Annotated in this window: 16 protein-coding genes; 6 read left to right on the top strand and 10 right to left on the bottom strand. The window is 62.4% G+C overall.

Going from position 1 to position 14,543, the window contains the following annotated elements; all coding sequences use genetic code 11:
- Positions 1-120 precede the first annotated feature (120 nt).
- The gene (locus M5B98_RS20430; RefSeq protein ID WP_248743786.1) at positions 121-936 is read left to right on the top strand and encodes an alpha/beta fold hydrolase; all 816 of its coding nucleotides are present in this window, start codon (positions 121-123) and stop codon (positions 934-936) included.
- Between the two features lie 53 nt (positions 937-989).
- Here the strand turns inward: M5B98_RS20430 and dsbG are convergent, their stop codons facing one another.
- The 4 genes from dsbG to M5B98_RS20410 all read right to left on the bottom strand — a co-directional run bounded on the left by dsbG (position 990) and on the right by M5B98_RS20410 (position 5,451).
- A complete protein-coding gene (gene dsbG, locus M5B98_RS20425; protein WP_248740231.1) occupies positions 990-1,760 on the bottom strand; it encodes a thiol:disulfide interchange protein DsbG in 771 nt (256 codons plus the stop codon).
- Positions 1,736-2,611 (bottom strand): TlpA disulfide reductase family protein, encoded by an 876-nt coding sequence (locus tag M5B98_RS20420; protein ID WP_248743785.1) that lies wholly within the window; start codon positions 2,609-2,611, stop codon positions 1,736-1,738. The genes dsbG and M5B98_RS20420 overlap by 25 nt, the downstream gene beginning before the upstream one ends.
- Positions 2,611-4,344, bottom strand: a complete 1,734-nt coding sequence (gene dsbD, locus M5B98_RS20415; RefSeq protein WP_248743784.1) for a protein-disulfide reductase DsbD — start codon at positions 4,342-4,344, stop codon at positions 2,611-2,613. The genes M5B98_RS20420 and dsbD overlap by 1 nt, the downstream gene beginning before the upstream one ends.
- A gap of 153 nt (positions 4,345-4,497) precedes the next feature.
- Positions 4,498-5,451: a tetratricopeptide repeat protein gene (locus tag M5B98_RS20410; protein WP_248743783.1), complete on the bottom strand. Its 954-nt coding sequence runs from the start codon at positions 5,449-5,451 to the stop codon at positions 4,498-4,500.
- 191 nt (positions 5,452-5,642) lie between these two features.
- Here M5B98_RS20410 and M5B98_RS20405 point away from each other — a divergent pair, with 191 nt between their 5' ends.
- The 5 genes from M5B98_RS20405 to M5B98_RS20385 all read left to right on the top strand — a co-directional run bounded on the left by M5B98_RS20405 (position 5,643) and on the right by M5B98_RS20385 (position 10,096).
- The gene (locus tag M5B98_RS20405; RefSeq protein WP_114884486.1) at positions 5,643-6,323 is read left to right on the top strand and encodes a response regulator; all 681 of its coding nucleotides are present in this window, start codon (positions 5,643-5,645) and stop codon (positions 6,321-6,323) included.
- Positions 6,323-7,645 carry an ATP-binding protein gene (locus M5B98_RS20400; RefSeq protein WP_248743782.1) on the top strand — a complete coding sequence of 441 codons (1,323 nt, stop codon included), beginning with the start codon at positions 6,323-6,325 and terminating at the stop codon, positions 7,643-7,645. The genes M5B98_RS20405 and M5B98_RS20400 overlap by 1 nt, the downstream gene beginning before the upstream one ends.
- Positions 7,646-7,746: 101 nt before the next feature.
- On the top strand, positions 7,747-8,232 hold the full coding sequence (locus tag M5B98_RS20395; RefSeq protein ID WP_248743781.1) for a GNAT family N-acetyltransferase: 486 nt from the start codon (positions 7,747-7,749) through the stop codon (positions 8,230-8,232).
- A gap of 143 nt (positions 8,233-8,375) precedes the next feature.
- Positions 8,376-9,788 carry an aspartate aminotransferase family protein gene (locus tag M5B98_RS20390; RefSeq protein WP_248743780.1) on the top strand — a complete coding sequence of 471 codons (1,413 nt, stop codon included), beginning with the start codon at positions 8,376-8,378 and terminating at the stop codon, positions 9,786-9,788.
- Between the two features lie 83 nt (positions 9,789-9,871).
- Positions 9,872-10,096, top strand: a complete 225-nt coding sequence (locus M5B98_RS20385) for an MbtH family protein (protein ID WP_248743779.1) — start codon at positions 9,872-9,874, stop codon at positions 10,094-10,096.
- Positions 10,097-10,167: 71 nt separating this feature from the next.
- On the opposite strand, the gene M5B98_RS20380 is transcribed toward M5B98_RS20385, so the two are convergent.
- Genes M5B98_RS20380 through M5B98_RS20355 form a run of 6 tightly spaced genes read right to left on the bottom strand, consistent with a single transcriptional unit; the run spans position 10,168 to position 14,543 of the window.
- Positions 10,168-11,067: a metal ABC transporter substrate-binding protein gene (locus tag M5B98_RS20380; RefSeq protein WP_248743778.1), complete on the bottom strand. Its 900-nt coding sequence runs from the start codon at positions 11,065-11,067 to the stop codon at positions 10,168-10,170.
- Positions 11,068-11,967 (bottom strand): metal ABC transporter permease, encoded by a 900-nt coding sequence (locus M5B98_RS20375; protein ID WP_114884478.1) that lies wholly within the window; start codon positions 11,965-11,967, stop codon positions 11,068-11,070. It lies immediately after the preceding gene.
- Positions 11,967-12,710 (bottom strand): metal ABC transporter ATP-binding protein, encoded by a 744-nt coding sequence (locus M5B98_RS20370; protein WP_248743777.1) that lies wholly within the window; start codon positions 12,708-12,710, stop codon positions 11,967-11,969. The genes M5B98_RS20375 and M5B98_RS20370 overlap by 1 nt, the downstream gene beginning before the upstream one ends.
- Positions 12,707-13,636 (bottom strand): metal ABC transporter substrate-binding protein, encoded by a 930-nt coding sequence (locus M5B98_RS20365; RefSeq protein ID WP_248743776.1) that lies wholly within the window; start codon positions 13,634-13,636, stop codon positions 12,707-12,709. Before M5B98_RS20365 ends, M5B98_RS20370 begins: the two co-directional genes overlap by 4 nt.
- A 35-nt stretch (positions 13,637-13,671) precedes the next feature.
- On the bottom strand, positions 13,672-14,238 hold the full coding sequence (locus M5B98_RS20360; protein WP_248743775.1) for a DUF6162 family protein: 567 nt from the start codon (positions 14,236-14,238) through the stop codon (positions 13,672-13,674).
- Positions 14,235-14,543 (bottom strand): hypothetical protein, encoded by a 309-nt coding sequence (locus M5B98_RS20355; protein WP_248743909.1) that lies wholly within the window; start codon positions 14,541-14,543, stop codon positions 14,235-14,237. Before M5B98_RS20355 ends, M5B98_RS20360 begins: the two co-directional genes overlap by 4 nt.

Below are 14,543 nucleotides of genomic sequence, written 5' to 3'. Positions count from 1 at the left end.
CTTCAGCGCCTGCGTGTTCAACACCATTCAACCTGTACATTCGCGTACATTTCCAGGGTTGACGATCAAGAACCGGCAGCTCAGTCTGCCGGTTCTCTTTTTTACCGTGCAGGTGAATCGATGGCTTTCTTCGAGGTTGACGGACAGGCGCTTCATTACATTGATCAAGGCACAGGCCCGGCGGTGCTGCTGGCCGGCAGTTACCTGTGGGACCAGGCCATGTGGGCACCGCAGATTGCCGCGTTGTCGCCGCACTATCGGGTGATTGCGCTGGACCTCTGGGGCCATGGTGAATCCGGGCGCTTGCCTGAAAACACCACATCACTGGATGACATCGCCCGTCAGGCACTGGCCTTGCTCGATCATCTGGAGATCGACCGGGTAACGCTGGTCGGGTTGTCGGTCGGCGGCATGTGGGGCGTGCGCCTGGCGCTGTCGGCACCGCAGCGGCTCAACGGTCTGGCGCTGATGGACACCTATGTCGGTGTAGAGCCGGAACCGACCCGCCAGTATTACTTCTCGCTGTTCAAACAAATCGAAGAAAGCGGAGAGATCTCCGAGCAACTGCTGGATATCGTGGTGCCAATCTTCTTCCGTCCAGGCATCGACCGCGAGTCGGCGCTCTATCAGGATTTCCGTGCAAAACTCGCCGGCTATTCCGCCGAGCGCTTGCGTCAAAGCATCGTGCCGATGGGGCGTATCACCTTTGGCCGGGACGATCTGCTGCAGCGTCTGGGCGAACTGAATGCAGCAACGACCTTGGTGGTCTGCGGCGATCAGGACAAACCCCGGCCACCGTCGGAAGCACAGGAAATGGCCGAACTGATCGGCTGCCCGTGTGTGCTGGTGCCGGAAGCGGGGCATATCTCCAATCTGGAGAATCCCGGGTTTGTGACGGAGGTGTTGTTTACTTTTCTGAACGAGCACAACCGCTAGAGCGAATCTCTCTTCGCGAGCAGGCGCCCGTTCAGGCGCCTGCAAACCAAGCGTTACATCGGCCCGAGAATCTTCGCCAGTTTGTCCGGCGTCGGCGCGCCTTGCTGTTGTTGCAGTTCACCCTTGTCGTCCATGTAGAAGATCGCCGGGGTCGCCTGCAATTCCAGATCCTCCATCAACTGCATGTTCGCTGCGAGTTTGGTCTGCACGGCGGCCGGAATATCCTTCATGGCCTTGAGCGTGCTGGCCTTGCCGGCCTTTTCGTGATCGTCCAGGGCCTTGGCCGGGTCCTTTGCCGCCAGCAGCGCAGCGGATTTGGCCGGGCTGTCTTCGCGGATGATGCCGACCATGATGTGCCGCAACTGCACTTTGCCTGCCTTGACCCAAGGGCGGGCCTGTTCCCAGAACATGTTGCAGTACTGGCAGTTCGGGTCGCTGAACAGGTACACCGTGCGCGGTGCGTCCTTTTTGCCGTCCTGAATCCAGTTGCTCGCCTCGAACTTGGCCCAGACTTCCTTGGCCATCGGCGCGTACACCAGTTTTTGCAGCGGTGCGCTGCTCAGGTCGTTGCCGTCGGCGTCGTACAGATTGCCCAGCAGTACATGCTTGCCGTCCGGCGTCAGGTACAGCGCCATGCCACGGTTCTGGTATTGCGCGGCGTAACCACGCAATCCGTCGGGCGCGTCGAACTGGCCGACAATTTTGGCGCCCTTGGCTTCGATCTTCTTGATCGCGTCAGGCAATTCTTCAGCGGCCTGCACCGACGGCAAGTGCAGCAGGGCGGCGCCCAGAGACAGCGTCAGCAGGTGGCGGAGGCGGGGCATGGCAGTTTCCTTGCAGAGGTGGCCGGTGCGGCGTTTGTAGTCGGATTGGGGATGTCGAAGTTTTCCAGAGCCCGGGCCAGGCTGGCGTTCGACAACTCGCCCAGATGGCTGGCCAGCAATTGACCGTCGGGGCTATAGAACAGCGTAGTCGGCAAGGCCATGGAACCCACGGCCTGACCCAGATGACCGCTGCGGTCGAACAGTACGTTGTTCAGGCTCAGGCCCTGGGTTTCGAGGAAGGTCGCGACGCTTTGCATGCTTTCGGCCTGGTTGACGAACAGGAACGTCAGGTCCGGGCGTTGCTGCTGGGCGTTTTCCAATACGGGCATTTCCCGGCGGCATGGCGGGCACCAGGTGGCCCACAGGTTGATCACCAGCGGGCCACCCTGATAGTCGGCGAGTTTCACGGTTTCCCCGGCGGCGTTGCGCAGGGTGATGTCCGGCAGGCGCGTGCCTTGTTCATAGATGTTCAGCGACAGGGTCGCCAGCACCCAGAACGCCACACCGCTGGCCACACCGAAACCCAGCGGTCGACGCAAACCCGGCCGGCGCCAGCCGCGATACAACGCCGCCAGCAACAGCACGATCACCCCCGGCCAGGCGAGAAAGCCGCCATCGCGCAGGTCGATGATCTGCCACGGATCGTTGCGATAGTGACCCCAGTACACGGCGACAAACGCGATGCGCGCCGCGAGCATGCCCAGCAAGAACAGGCTGAACAGCGCCGACTCGGGGTTATCGCCACCGCGTTTGGCCACCCGCCAGCCGACGAAAGTCGCCAGCGCCAGGGCGCTGATCAGCAGCAGGTGATTGAGCGCAATGGCAAAGGTGCCGAGGGTGAAGGTCAGCATTAACGGGCGTCTCGGGTGGTGGTCCAGCGTTGCAGGAAGGTGTCGGCATCGACCTCGCCGGTGATGCGCTGGCTGCGGCGCTCTTCACCGTCGGTGCCGATCCACACAAAACTCGGTGGCCCCGGCACCTTGTAGCGGCCGAGCAGCTCGCGGCTGGCGGCATTGTCATCGGTGACGTCGAGACGCAGCAAACGTACATCGCTCAGGGCCTGCATCACCCGTGCCTGGCCAAACACCTTTTTCTCCATGACTTTGCACGATGTGCACCAGTCGGCGTAATAATCGAGCAGTACCCATTGGCCCTGAGCCTTGGCGGTGTCGAGTTCGCGTTGCAGGGCCGCTGGGTCCTTGATCGTAATGAACGCTTCATGACCGTTCGGTGCCGCCGTGCCGGTGCGTCCGACGCTATACACCTGCAAAGGTTGAAACGGATCATCGCTGCCACCCGCTGCACCCACCACCAGCAAACTGCCCCACAGTCCCAGCAACAGCGAGCTGGCTCCGAACAACTGGGCCACCCGGCCGAAGCCTTCGGACTGTTTCCAGGCACTATAGGCCGCGATCAGCAGCAGCGCGCCGCACAGCGCGAGCCACAGCGACGAGTCCAGCACCGGACGCAGCATCAACACCGCCGTGCCGAGGAACAGGAAGCCGAAGACGCCCTTGAGCAGGTTCATCCACGCGCCGGGTTTCGGCAGGAAGCGATTGCCGACCGTCACCAGCACCAACAGCGGGATGCCGATGCCGATGCCCAGGGCAAACAGGATCAAGCCGCCGTGCAGGGCATTGCCGCTCTGCGCGATGTAGAGCAGGGCACCGGCCAGCGGTGCGGTCATGCACGGGCCGACGAGCAGACCGGACAACGCACCCAGTACACCCGCACCGACCAGACTGCCGCCGCTGCGACTGCGCGAGGCGTGCTCCAGCCGATCACGCACGGCCACCGGCAATTGCAGTTCAAAGAAGCCGAACATCGGCAGCGCCAGAATCACGAACACCGCCGCGAACGTCCCGAGCAACCATGGGTTTTGCAACCAGGCCTGAAGGTTTGCTCCCAGCAGCGCGGCGATCACGCCCATTGCCGCATAAACCAGCGCCATACAAATCACATAGCTGCTGGCCAGGGCGAAACCGCGACGCGGCGTGGCACCGCTGCCGACCACCATGCCCGCCAGAATCGGCAGCATTGGCAACGAACATGGCGCAAAGGCCAGCAACAGGCCGAGCCCGAAGAACACCAGCAGGCTCCAGCCCAGCGAGTGCTGTTGCAGGCCGCTGGCCAACGCTTGATCCTGCGCCTCATCCGTCGCCGCAGCGGCCGCTTTGCCACCGAGATCGATCACCCGGGTCTGCGGCGGATAACACAGGCCGGCGTCGGCGCAGCCCTGATAACTGACCTTGATCTGGCCTTTGGCTGCCGCCGGGATTTTCAGTTCAAGACCCTGGCGATAGACCGTCTGTTCGCCGAAGTACTCGTCGCTGTGGGATTCGCCTTCGGGCAGAGTCGGGGCGTTCTCCGCCGCCAATCCATCGAATTTCAGGCGTTTCTGATACAGGTAGTAACCGTCGGTGATCTGCCAGAACAGTTGGGTTTCGCCAGAATCCAGACGTTCGGAGGTCAGGACGAAGGCCTTGTCGACCGGGAGAAATTCCGGTTTTGTCGCAAAAGGGTCGTTCCCTGCCTGGGCCAGACCCGAAATCAACAGTGCAAACAATAAAAAAATATGACGCATGGTGGAGCCTTGTCCCTGTGCAAGTGATGAACACGATGGGTGGTGGCGATTAACCGATGATTAACCGCGTTTGTGCCTGCTCATCGTACATTGAACCTGGAACAGGCTCAGTGCCGATCACAATGTTGTTACTGCGATCGGCACGTGATCGGATCAGATAACGTCGCTGTAGGTCAGTCTGAACTCCGACATCGGAGGATGGGATGCCTCCCATTGTCTTGCGAAGCCCTTAGCGGCGGTAATTTGCGCTGGCGTCATACTCTCGGCGATAACTTCAAGGCTTCTTCTTGCTTCGGAGTGGCGTCGAAATTCGCGTGTGCTTTCGATGACCAGCCAGATCAGCCCATAACCTTTGACCAGGTCTTGCGTGGTGCCGTATTCGGTATCGATCCCGTCGTCATTGGTGTAGATACCCCCCAGGGCGTAACCGAATTCCAGAACCCCATTGACGTCACTCATTGCTGCACGCTTCTCCATCAATTGACGCCTGACTGGAAGATTCCGACTGACGGAAGGCCGGTTCGCATACCAGTGAATCGCTTTGGAAAAGCCGGCATCGGATGCGGTTTTCAACAGTAGATCAACGGTTGTCCTGCGTGTTGTCGCGTCGGGAATCACGGCTGGATCCGTGTCGTATTTGACTGCAAGGATGTAAGTAGCCTCCATGGAACCTGCGTCGGCGGCTTTCTTCAATGTTTTTACATCGTGATCAATTTCGTACAACTGGAGCATGGCTTCGGCGTTGCCTTTGTCAGCCTCTGCCTGGGCCAGTTCTTTGGCTTTTTTCAGTGACTCGACGTCCGCCAGTCGCAGCAGAGCGTAAACGTGATTCTGGGCTGCAGCGAGTTGATACCATCGTTTTTTCTCTTCAGGATCGCTGCTTGTTTCGCGCCTTTCTATCTCGCCCATCGCGTATTGCGAGAGTCGATCGCCCCCGATTGCGCCGATGGTGAGAAAGGGTTTTGCCTGGTTGAACTCGCCGAGGTTGTACAGCGCCATCCCTCGGGTGATTGCTTCTTTTGCCTGATCATCAACTCGGGTCACGTAGTTGCTCAAGGTGTTCCGCAGGTTGAACAGGAACGATAGGGTGCTGGCATGAGAGTACATTGTGAATACCTGTTTCAAGTGGATTGGAATATGACTTGCCGATCCAGACTATCGAGCTGTATTCCCCAAGTGCGGTATGTATGTAGTGCAGACGAAGATTGAGTGCGGCTCCCTTGTCGCTATGACGTTGGGGGCATAATGTCGACTTAATCGGCCAACCGCCTAATCGGCATTTTTCTACGGGACTCACCATGCACGTACTGGTTTGCGAAGACGATGAGTTGATCGCCAGCGGCATCGTCGCCGGGCTGACGGCCCAGGGCTTGACGGTCGAACACGTCAACACTGCCTCCAAGGCCCGGGCGATCCTCAAGGTCGCCGAATTCGACGTGATGGTGCTCGACCTCGGTTTGCCGGATGAGGACGGCCTCAAACTGCTGCAGCAACTGCGCCAGCAAGGTCTGGAAATTCCCGTACTGATCCTCACCGCGCGGGATTCGGTGACCGACCGGGTCGACGGCTTGCAGTCCGGCGCCGACGATTACCTGCTCAAGCCTTTCGATTTGCGTGAACTGTTCGCCCGTCTGCAAACCCTGTTGCGTCGGGTGGCCGGGCGCAGCGTCAACCTGATCGAACACGGCGCGCTGACCTACGACCCGAGCAGCCGTGAAACCACGCTGGCCGGCCGTTCGGTGGACCTGTCCCGCCGCGAACAGTCCCTGCTGCAAGCCCTGCTGCACAACCGTGGCCGGGTGCTGTCCACCGAGCAATTGAAGGACAGCGTCTACGGTTTCAGCGATGAACTGGAGAGCAACGCCCTCAACGTGCACATCCATCACCTGCGCAGCAAACTGGGCAAAGGCATCGTCGAAACCGTGCGTGGTCTCGGTTATCGCCTGGGCCCGGCCGATGGTGGAGAACCTGACAAGTGATGAGTCTGCGCCTGCGTCTGAGCCTGACCCTCGGCGCCGCGTTCGCGCTGATCTGGGCCCTGGCGGCCGCCTGGATGCTCAGCGACCTGCGCAATCAGATGATGTTTTCCCTCGACCAGCGGCTGGTGGCGTCGGCGCGGATGGTCGCCGGGTTGCTGGAGCAATTGCCGGCGATCCCGAGCAAGGGCGAGGGCACCCATTTCAGTGCCGAACAACTGAACATTCCCGGCGGCATGGCCTGTCAGGTCAGTTCGTTGCGTGGCGAGATTCTCGCCCGCAGCCACAACAATCCGGAACAGGCACTGGAAGCGCAGAAAATGGGCTTCCACGATCAAATGATCGACGGCGCGCCCTGGCGCACGTTCACCCTGGCCCGGGGCGATGTGCGGATCACTACCGCCGACCGGGTGATCGAGCGCGAAGCCCTGAACATGTCGATCCTGCTGGCGGCCTCGGTGCCGGTGGGCGTGGCACTGCTCGGCTGCCTGTGCCTGCTGTGGCTGGGGATCGGTCAGGGGCTGGCGCCGCTCAATCGCTTGCGCGAAGCCTTGATGCGCCGCAACGCCGACTCCCTCGAACCGTTGCAGTTGCAGTCATTCCCCAGCGAACTGAAACCGCTGCTGGAAACCCAGAACCAGCTGTTCCAGCGCATCGGCAAGACCATCGAGCGCGAACGTCGCCTGACCGGTGACGCGGCCCATGAACTGCGCAGCCCGCTGACGGCGATCAAGACCCACCTGCAAGTGGCGCGCATGACCGACGGCAGCGCCCGCGATCAGTCCCTGGCCCGGGCCGAGGAGGGCGCCGATCGCCTGCACCGCACCCTGGAACAATTGCTGTTGCTGGCCCGGGTCGAGGGCAGCCTGTCGTTCGACGATGGCGTGCAGTGCAGCGCCGAGCAAGTAGCGAGACTGGCGATTCAGGACTCCGCCAGCGACGAGCGGCAGCGGATCAAAATGCACCTGCCTGAAAAACTGTCCAGCGCACCGCTGCAAATGCCGGCGGTGTTGTCGATTGCGGCCTTGCGCAATCTGCTCGATAACGCCCTGCGCCATACCCCGACGGAAGGTGCCGTGGAACTGAGTGTGGAAACCATCGGCAACCGCGTGCGTTTCGTCGTTCGCGATCATGGGCCGGGGATTGCACCGGACGATCTGCAACACCTGACCCAACGCTTCTGGCGCAACGGCCAGAGCACCGGCTGCGGGCTCGGGCTGGCGATAGTCCAGGCAATTGTCCAGCGCTGTGCCTGTACCCTGCATTTCGACAGTCGCCCGGATGGCTTGCGGGTCGAACTGACCATGCCGCTGCAACCGGCCTGAGTCCGGCACATCAAATGTAACCTCTCTCCATTGGTCATTAGCCGGGCGCGCCGCTATTGTCGCCGCAGCCTTTGACTCAATGGATTGAGGGAAACAGCGCCATGGATGCATCCATCTATATTTGTCCGGCCACTGCGGCCGATACCGGCATCATCAGCCGCATCGTCGAGCGTTCGATCCGCGTCGGCTGTGCACTCGATCATCGTAACGATCCACACCTCGTAGACGTCTGGATTCGTCAGCAATCGACGGAACACATCAGCGCCTGGCTGGCCGACCCACAGCGTTACCTGAACATTGCGCTATTGCAGGACCGTCCGGTGGGTGTCGGCATGGCGCTGGCCAATGGCGATATCACGCTGTGTCATGTGCAGCCGGAATGGTTTCGCCGGGGCGTCGGCCGGGCGCTGATGACTGACCTTGAAGGCTGGCTGCTGACTCGTGGCAGCGCCCGTTCCGTGCTCACCAGCACCCGCACCGGTGAAGCCTTTTATCGGCGTCTGGGTTATCGCGAATCGGCGCCGCCGCTCATTCGCCACGGCATGCGCAGCCTGCCGATGCACAAGTCGCTGCCGCTGTCGGCATGACAACTCGCTCAAGGGTGTAAATCCTCGACGTGCTGGTGCGTTTCCAGAACAGGAAAACCTGCATGTGCGCCCCGGGACCGGAACGCGCACCTGTGCGGTGTGCAGTTTTGGTCACTATCCATAGCGAATTGAGGGGTCGAGAGATGTCAGTCGCCACCAGCCTTATCGAAGAGTCGTCGGCCCGGATCGCCTCCGCGCCGGCGGAAACGCTGTATCAGTTCAATGAATCGCCGCTGCTGGCCCGTCAGAGCCAGCAGGAATCCAATGCCCGCAGCTACCCGCGGCGCATTCCCCTGGCGCTGAAGCGTGCCAAGGGTCTGTATGTCGAGGACGTTGAAGGCCGCACCTTCATCGATTGCCTGGCCGGTGCCGGCACCCTGGCGCTGGGGCACAACCACCCGGTGGTGATCGAGGCCATCCAGCAAGTGCTGGCCGATGAGTTGCCGCTGCACACCCTCGACCTGACCACGCCGGTGAAGGACCAATTCGTTCAGGATCTGTTCGGGTTGCTGCCGCCAGCATTGGCCAAGGAAGCGAAAATCCAGTTCTGCGGCCCGACCGGCACCGACGCCGTGGAAGCCGCGCTGAAACTGGTGCGTACCGCCACTGGCCGCAGCACCGTGCTGTCGTTCTCCGGCGGTTACCACGGCATGAGCCAGGGCGCGTTGAGCCTGATGGGCAGCCTGGGGCCGAAGAAACCGCTGGGCGCGCTGCTCAGCAACGGCGTGCAGTTCATGCCGTTCCCGTATGACTACCGTTGCCCGTTCGGCCTCGGTGGCGCGGCGGGCGTGAAGGCCAACCTGAGTTACCTGGAAAACCTGCTCAATGACCCGGAGGCTGGCGTGCAACTGCCGGCGGCGGTGATCGTCGAGGCGGTGCAGGGTGAGGGCGGGGTGATCCCGGCGGACATCGAGTGGCTGCGCGGTCTGCGTCGCATCACCGAAAAGGCCGGCGTCGCGCTGATCGTCGACGAGATCCAGAGCGGTTTCGCCCGCACCGGCAAGATGTTCGCCTTCGAGCACGCCGGCATCACCCCGGACGTGGTGGTGTTGTCCAAAGCCATCGGTGGCAGCCTGCCGCTGGCGGTGGTGGTCTATCGCGACTGGCTCGACACCTGGCAGCCGGGTGCCCACGCCGGCACCTTCCGTGGCAATCAGATGGCGATGGCTGCCGGTTCTGCGGTGATGCGTTATCTGGTCGAGCACAAGGTCTGCGAACACGCCGCCGCCATGGGCGAACGCCTGAGCGAGCATCTGCATATTCTGCAGCGTGATTTCCCGCAACTGGGCGACATTCGCGGTCGTGGCCTGATGCTCGGTGTCGAGCTGGTGGATCCGGACGGTGCACCGGATGCACTGGGCCACCCACCGGCCTTCGCACGTCTGGCGCCGCTGGTGCAGCGTGAATGCCTCAAGCGCGGGCTGATTCTGGAGCTGGGCGGGCGTCATGGTGCGGTAGTGCGCTTCCTGCCGCCGCTGGTGATCACCGCCGCCGAAATCGACCGCGTCGCCGAAATCTTCGGCCGTGCTCTGAGCGCCGCGACCGCCGCCCTGTAAATTTTTCGCCGCGCCGAACGTTCCTTCTACATACCCGGCTGCACCCGTCGTGCAGCCCACCCCTACAACGATGGAGACACAGCATGACGTCAGTATTCGACCGCGAGGACATCCTCTTTCAGGTCGTGGTCAACCACGAAGAGCAGTACTCGATCTGGCCGGATTACAAGGCCATCCCGGAAGGCTGGCGCACCGTGGGCAAGAGCGGCCTGAAGAAGGAATGCCTGGCCTACATCGACGAAGTCTGGACCGACATGCGTCCGCTGAGCCTTCGCCAGAAGATGGAAGCGCAAGCGGCTGCACAGTAAGTCTTCAGCCAAAAAGAAACCCGCTGGACTGGAAACAGTCAGCGGGTTTTTTCATGTCCGGAGGTTCGGTGTTACGCGCCGCTCAAGCCTTTGAGCAGCGCATCCACATTGCTTTCCAGCTCCGCCACCGGATCCGCCGCATCGGTGCTCAGCACCAGCAGCTGACTGCCCGACTCGGCAATCGCCGCTTTCACCGCATCCGACGGCTGTCGATGGTGCAATACCACCGCCACGTCGTTGTCTTTGAGCGTTGCTGTCAATTTTTTCAGGTCTTCCGGCGTCCATTCGGCGTCCGGTCGCGGATCCTGCCCGACCAATTCCAGATTCAGGCTGCCGATCAGATAGCCGAAGTGATCGCTCAGGCTCATCACGCTCAGATTGTCGGCACTGGCCAGACGTGCCTCGCTGTCGGCACTGAGTTTCAGCAGGCGCTGTTTCAGTGCGGCCAGGTTGGCTTCGATCTTCGGTTTGTCCTTCGGCGCCAGACGCACCAGGTCCGCCGCCATCACGTCGGCCATGCGCCCCATGTTGTTGCTGGCCAGCCACGGCTGGCTGTTCAGGCCGTCGACTTTCAGCCCCGGTTGTACGGCGATGCCGGGCAGAGCGCCGTCCACCGGGCGGGCGGCATCGACTTCGACGATGCGGATGTTGCTGCGTCGGGCCATCGGGTACAGCGGGTCATCAGCCCACAGCGAGCGCACGCCGATCACCGCATCGGCGCCGCTGGCCAGTTTGTCCAGTGCCGGCGCGCCGCGCCCGGTGAAGTAGGCGGACTGACGGCTGCCCGGCAGGTTTGCCGGCGCCGCGCGTTCGAGGCTGATGTCGGTGCCCTTGAGCAGCACTTCGCCCAAACCATAGGTGATCGGCAGCGAGGCCAGAACGCGCACGGGTTTTTCGGCGGCCAGCAATGGGCTGGAGACTGCGCCGCTGAGGGCGATGGCCAAGACAAGTTGTCGCAATGAAAAAGACATTTATCCAAGGTTCCCTTTCAGACTGGGGACGACGCCCCGGGCAATGGCGGCGAGGGCGAAGCCGATACCGGCGACGAGGATGATCGCGGCGCCGGACGGAATCGGCAGGTCGAACACGATGGGCGCAAGAATCCCGCACAGCGTACTGACCGTGGCGATCAGCACCGAACACCAGAAAAAACCCTTAAGTGACTGGCTGAGCAATCGCGCGGCAGCCGCCGGAATCACCAGCAGCGCGCCGACCAGAATTGCGCCGATGACTTTCACCGCCGCAACGGTGATCAGGGTCACCAGAATCACGAACAGATAATCCAGGGTCTTCACCGCGACGCCGCGCACCGCTGCCAGTTGCGGGTTGAAACTCGCAAGCATGATGCGGTTGTACAGCGGCAACGCCAGCGCCATCACCAGCGAACCGACGATGGCCAGCACCGCCAGATCATTGCCGTTGACCGTCAGCACCGAGCCGAACAGCACGTTCTCCAGGATGTGCACGTTGATCTTGCCCGCGAGGATCAGCAGCAGGCTGGCGCCCAAGGCGAGGGAGACCGACAGGAACACGCCGATCAAAGTGTCGGGTGCAAGGCCAGTACGGTTGCGCAGGTAATTGAGCAGGATGCCGAACAGCAGGCAGTAACCGAACAGGCTGCCGTACGGCCCGGTGTAGGGCTCGCCGAGCAGAATGCCGATGGCCACGCCGGTCAGTGCCGCGTGCCCGACCGCCTCGGAGAAGAACGCGAAACGCTTGACCACCACCAGCGTGCCGAGGCCACCCAGCACGGGGCCGATCAGCAAACCGGCAAGCAGTGCGTTGACCACAAAACCGTAGGCCAGGGCTTCCGGCAAGTATCCGGACGACGCCCAGCCCTGCACCATCAAACGAAAGGCTTCGTAACTCATCAGGCAGCGCTCCGTGGATGGGTCGAGAACAGGGTCAGCAGGCGTTCCGGGGTCAGCGCCTGCTGCGGCGTGGCGTCGAACAGCACCCGGCGGTTGAGGCCGGTGACGCGATTGGCCAGACGCCCGACGGCTTCCAGGTCGTGCTCGATCCACAGCACGGTGATGCCCGCCGCGCGCCAGTCGCCGAGCAGGCGTTCGAACACCTGGATCCCGGCTTCGTCGAGGGCCGACATCGGTTCATCCAGCACCAGCAATTTGGGAGCAGGGATCAGGCCTTGGGCGAGCAGCACCCGCTGACGCTCACCGCCGGACAGCGCACCCATCCGGCGCTTGCGCTTGTCCTGCATGCCGACCCGCTCCAGCGCATCACCGATGGCGCCGGCGTAGCGCTTGCTCAGGCCGAGAAAAGCCGGCCGGCGCTGGCACATGGCGGCCATGAAATCGTCGACGGTCATCGGCAGACCCCGATCGAATTCCAACGCCTGCGGCACATAGCCGATGGTGCCGGGTTCCCCTGGCCATTGCAGGCTGAGCCGGCCCTGATGGGGCATCTGCCCGAGCAGGGTCTTGATCAACGAACTCTTGCCGCCGCCGTTGGGGCCGACCAGCGCATGCACGTGACCGGGCTGCACCTGGAAGCTGACCTTGTCCAGAATCGTGGTGCGACCCAGCGTCAGGCTGACCTCGGCAAATTCCAGGGTCGGGCCATTACTGACGATTGAGAGGTTTTCCTGTGCCGTCATGCGCCTGACTCCTGAATCGCCCGAACCACGGTGTCGAGGTTGCCGGTCATTTCCTTTTCGTACTTGTCGGCGGTGTATTCGCCGTAGGAAATGTGCGACAGCGGGTACAGCTTCACACCGGATTCGCGCTGGATGGTCTCGACGTAGGTGGACGGGAAATCCATCTCCGAAAAGATCACCTTCACGTCCAGTTCCCGCAGTTGATCGATGGTTTTCTTCAACTGGCTCGGGCTCGGCTCGATGCCGTGGGCCGGCTCGACCACCGCTGTCACCTCCAGGCCAAACTCGCGCAGCAGGTAGTCGTAAGCCGCGTGAACGGTGGCGACCCGCAGTTCGGCGTTCGGCGCCTGGGTCAGTTTCGCCAGGGCGTCGGCGCGCATCTGCCGCAGGCGCTTGCCGTAGGCGCGGGCGTTCTGGGTGTAGGTCCTGGCGTTGTCCGGGTCGAGCTTGCCCAGCTCCCGGGCGATGTTGTTGACCTGGGCAATCGAAGCACTGATCGACAGGAAGGTGTGCGGGTTCACCACTTTGCCGGCACCGCGTGCCGCGACCCCGGTCGCGGCCAGCAGCGGCACGTTTTCGTTGGCTTCGATGGTCTTGATGTCCGGCGTTTCGCTGGCGGCGATCATGCGGTCGGCGAAGTCGTCATGGCCGACGCCGTTGAGCACGATCACGTCCAGCCCGCTGATGCGTTTGATGTCTTCGGCCCGGGGCTCGTAGGCGTGCGGATTGAAACCGGCGGGAATCAGCGGCACGACATCGGCCTTGTCGCCGACGATGTTCGCCACATAGCTGTAATAAGGGTGCAGGGTGATGCCGATGCGCAGGCGTTTGGCCGGATCGGCACTGGCCAGCGGGCTCAGCAGGCAGGCGCACAGGCCGATCAGCAGCAGGCGCAGGAAGGGGCGGCGTTGAGATGAATTAGGCATGGGCAAGCGGTCTTCTCTCGAATGAAGGCGAGGGTTCAATGACGATGTTCGCGGGTCACCCCGGCATCGAATTGCGCGACGATCTGTTTCCACCCGGCGGCGGTCAGTGCCGCGTCGGACAGGTCTGTCGGTGCCTGCAGGTCAGCGGCGCGGTTGAGCCAGATGTCCGGCGCGGCGTCGTTCAGGCGCATCAGAAACGAGCCGGCCACGGCCGGTGCCTGGCTGCGGCCGAAGTACGCGGCGTTGGCCAGCAATTGCCAGGCATGGCCGCCACGGCTCACGGAACTGGCGTCCTGGGCGAACGGCGCAAAACCGTCGTCTGCCAGGTTCTGCGGGGTTGGCAGCGCTTGCTGTTCTTCACGCAACAGGTGGATTTCGTCGAGGGTCACCCGCAGGTCCGCGTAGATGCCTTGCTCGCTGGCGCCGAGGTCGCGACGGGCGTCGAGCTGATGGCCGGAAACCGGCTCCGGTTCATGGGAAACACCTCGCCACGCCACTACGGAGCCGGCGACCGCGAGGATCAACAGGCACATCAGCAACACATTGAGGGTTTCATGGCCGGCGCCGGCGGGGCGCACGATTTGAGTGGTCGGCGTGGTCATGGGGCTTCGATATCCGCTTGGTCGATTTCGACCACATGGCCGGGGCCGGCGTCGAACAGCACGTAGAACTCGGCGCCGGGTTTCTTGAAGGTCAGGGTCGAATCGGCACCCAGCTTGCCCGGCACCAGGATGGTCTCGTCGTAACCGATCACATCGAGGGTCACCCCCGGTGCGCCGCTGCCGTCGGAGAAACCGCCGGTGCATTTGATCTGCTCGGCATCGATGGCCTTGCACTCGCACATCGGGTTGTGGGCCAGGGTGCTGGCGCTGAAGCCGGCGCACAGTGCCAGCAAGGCAGCGTTCAT

The organism is Pseudomonas sp. MWU12-3088 (genome assembly GCF_023242405.1).
GTDB classification, from domain to species: domain Bacteria; phylum Pseudomonadota; class Gammaproteobacteria; order Pseudomonadales; family Pseudomonadaceae; genus Aquipseudomonas; species Aquipseudomonas kribbensis.
Note: the sequence above shows the minus strand (reverse complement) of the source record. Positions and strands in the feature narration are given on the sequence as shown.

What these genes read in the sequence shown, in the direction of transcription:
- M5B98_RS20380 (WP_248743778.1), bottom strand. Translation starts at nt 11,067, where the DNA reads ATGTCTTTTTCATTGCGACAACTTGTCTTGGCCATCGCCCTCAGCGGC.
- M5B98_RS20395 (WP_248743781.1), top strand. Translation starts at nt 7,747, where the DNA reads ATGGATGCATCCATCTATATTTGTCCGGCCACTGCGGCCGATACCGGC.
- M5B98_RS20355 (WP_248743909.1), bottom strand. Translation starts at nt 14,543, where the DNA reads ATGAACGCTGCCTTGCTGGCACTGTGCGCCGGCTTCAGCGCCAGCACC.
- M5B98_RS20365 (WP_248743776.1), bottom strand. Translation starts at nt 13,636, where the DNA reads ATGCCTAATTCATCTCAACGCCGCCCCTTCCTGCGCCTGCTGCTGATC.
- M5B98_RS20430 (WP_248743786.1), top strand. Translation starts at nt 121, where the DNA reads ATGGCTTTCTTCGAGGTTGACGGACAGGCGCTTCATTACATTGATCAA.
- dsbG (WP_248740231.1), bottom strand. Translation starts at nt 1,760, where the DNA reads ATGCCCCGCCTCCGCCACCTGCTGACGCTGTCTCTGGGCGCCGCCCTG.
- M5B98_RS20370 (WP_248743777.1), bottom strand. Translation starts at nt 12,710, where the DNA reads ATGACGGCACAGGAAAACCTCTCAATCGTCAGTAATGGCCCGACCCTG.
- M5B98_RS20375 (WP_114884478.1), bottom strand. Translation starts at nt 11,967, where the DNA reads ATGAGTTACGAAGCCTTTCGTTTGATGGTGCAGGGCTGGGCGTCGTCC.
- M5B98_RS20420 (WP_248743785.1), bottom strand. Translation starts at nt 2,611, where the DNA reads ATGCTGACCTTCACCCTCGGCACCTTTGCCATTGCGCTCAATCACCTG.
- M5B98_RS20385 (WP_248743779.1), top strand. Translation starts at nt 9,872, where the DNA reads ATGACGTCAGTATTCGACCGCGAGGACATCCTCTTTCAGGTCGTGGTC.
- M5B98_RS20400 (WP_248743782.1), top strand. Translation starts at nt 6,323, where the DNA reads ATGAGTCTGCGCCTGCGTCTGAGCCTGACCCTCGGCGCCGCGTTCGCG.
- dsbD (WP_248743784.1), bottom strand. Translation starts at nt 4,344, where the DNA reads ATGCGTCATATTTTTTTATTGTTTGCACTGTTGATTTCGGGTCTGGCC.
- M5B98_RS20405 (WP_114884486.1), top strand. Translation starts at nt 5,643, where the DNA reads ATGCACGTACTGGTTTGCGAAGACGATGAGTTGATCGCCAGCGGCATC.
- M5B98_RS20390 (WP_248743780.1), top strand. Translation starts at nt 8,376, where the DNA reads ATGTCAGTCGCCACCAGCCTTATCGAAGAGTCGTCGGCCCGGATCGCC.
- M5B98_RS20410 (WP_248743783.1), bottom strand. Translation starts at nt 5,451, where the DNA reads ATGTACTCTCATGCCAGCACCCTATCGTTCCTGTTCAACCTGCGGAAC.
- M5B98_RS20360 (WP_248743775.1), bottom strand. Translation starts at nt 14,238, where the DNA reads ATGACCACGCCGACCACTCAAATCGTGCGCCCCGCCGGCGCCGGCCAT.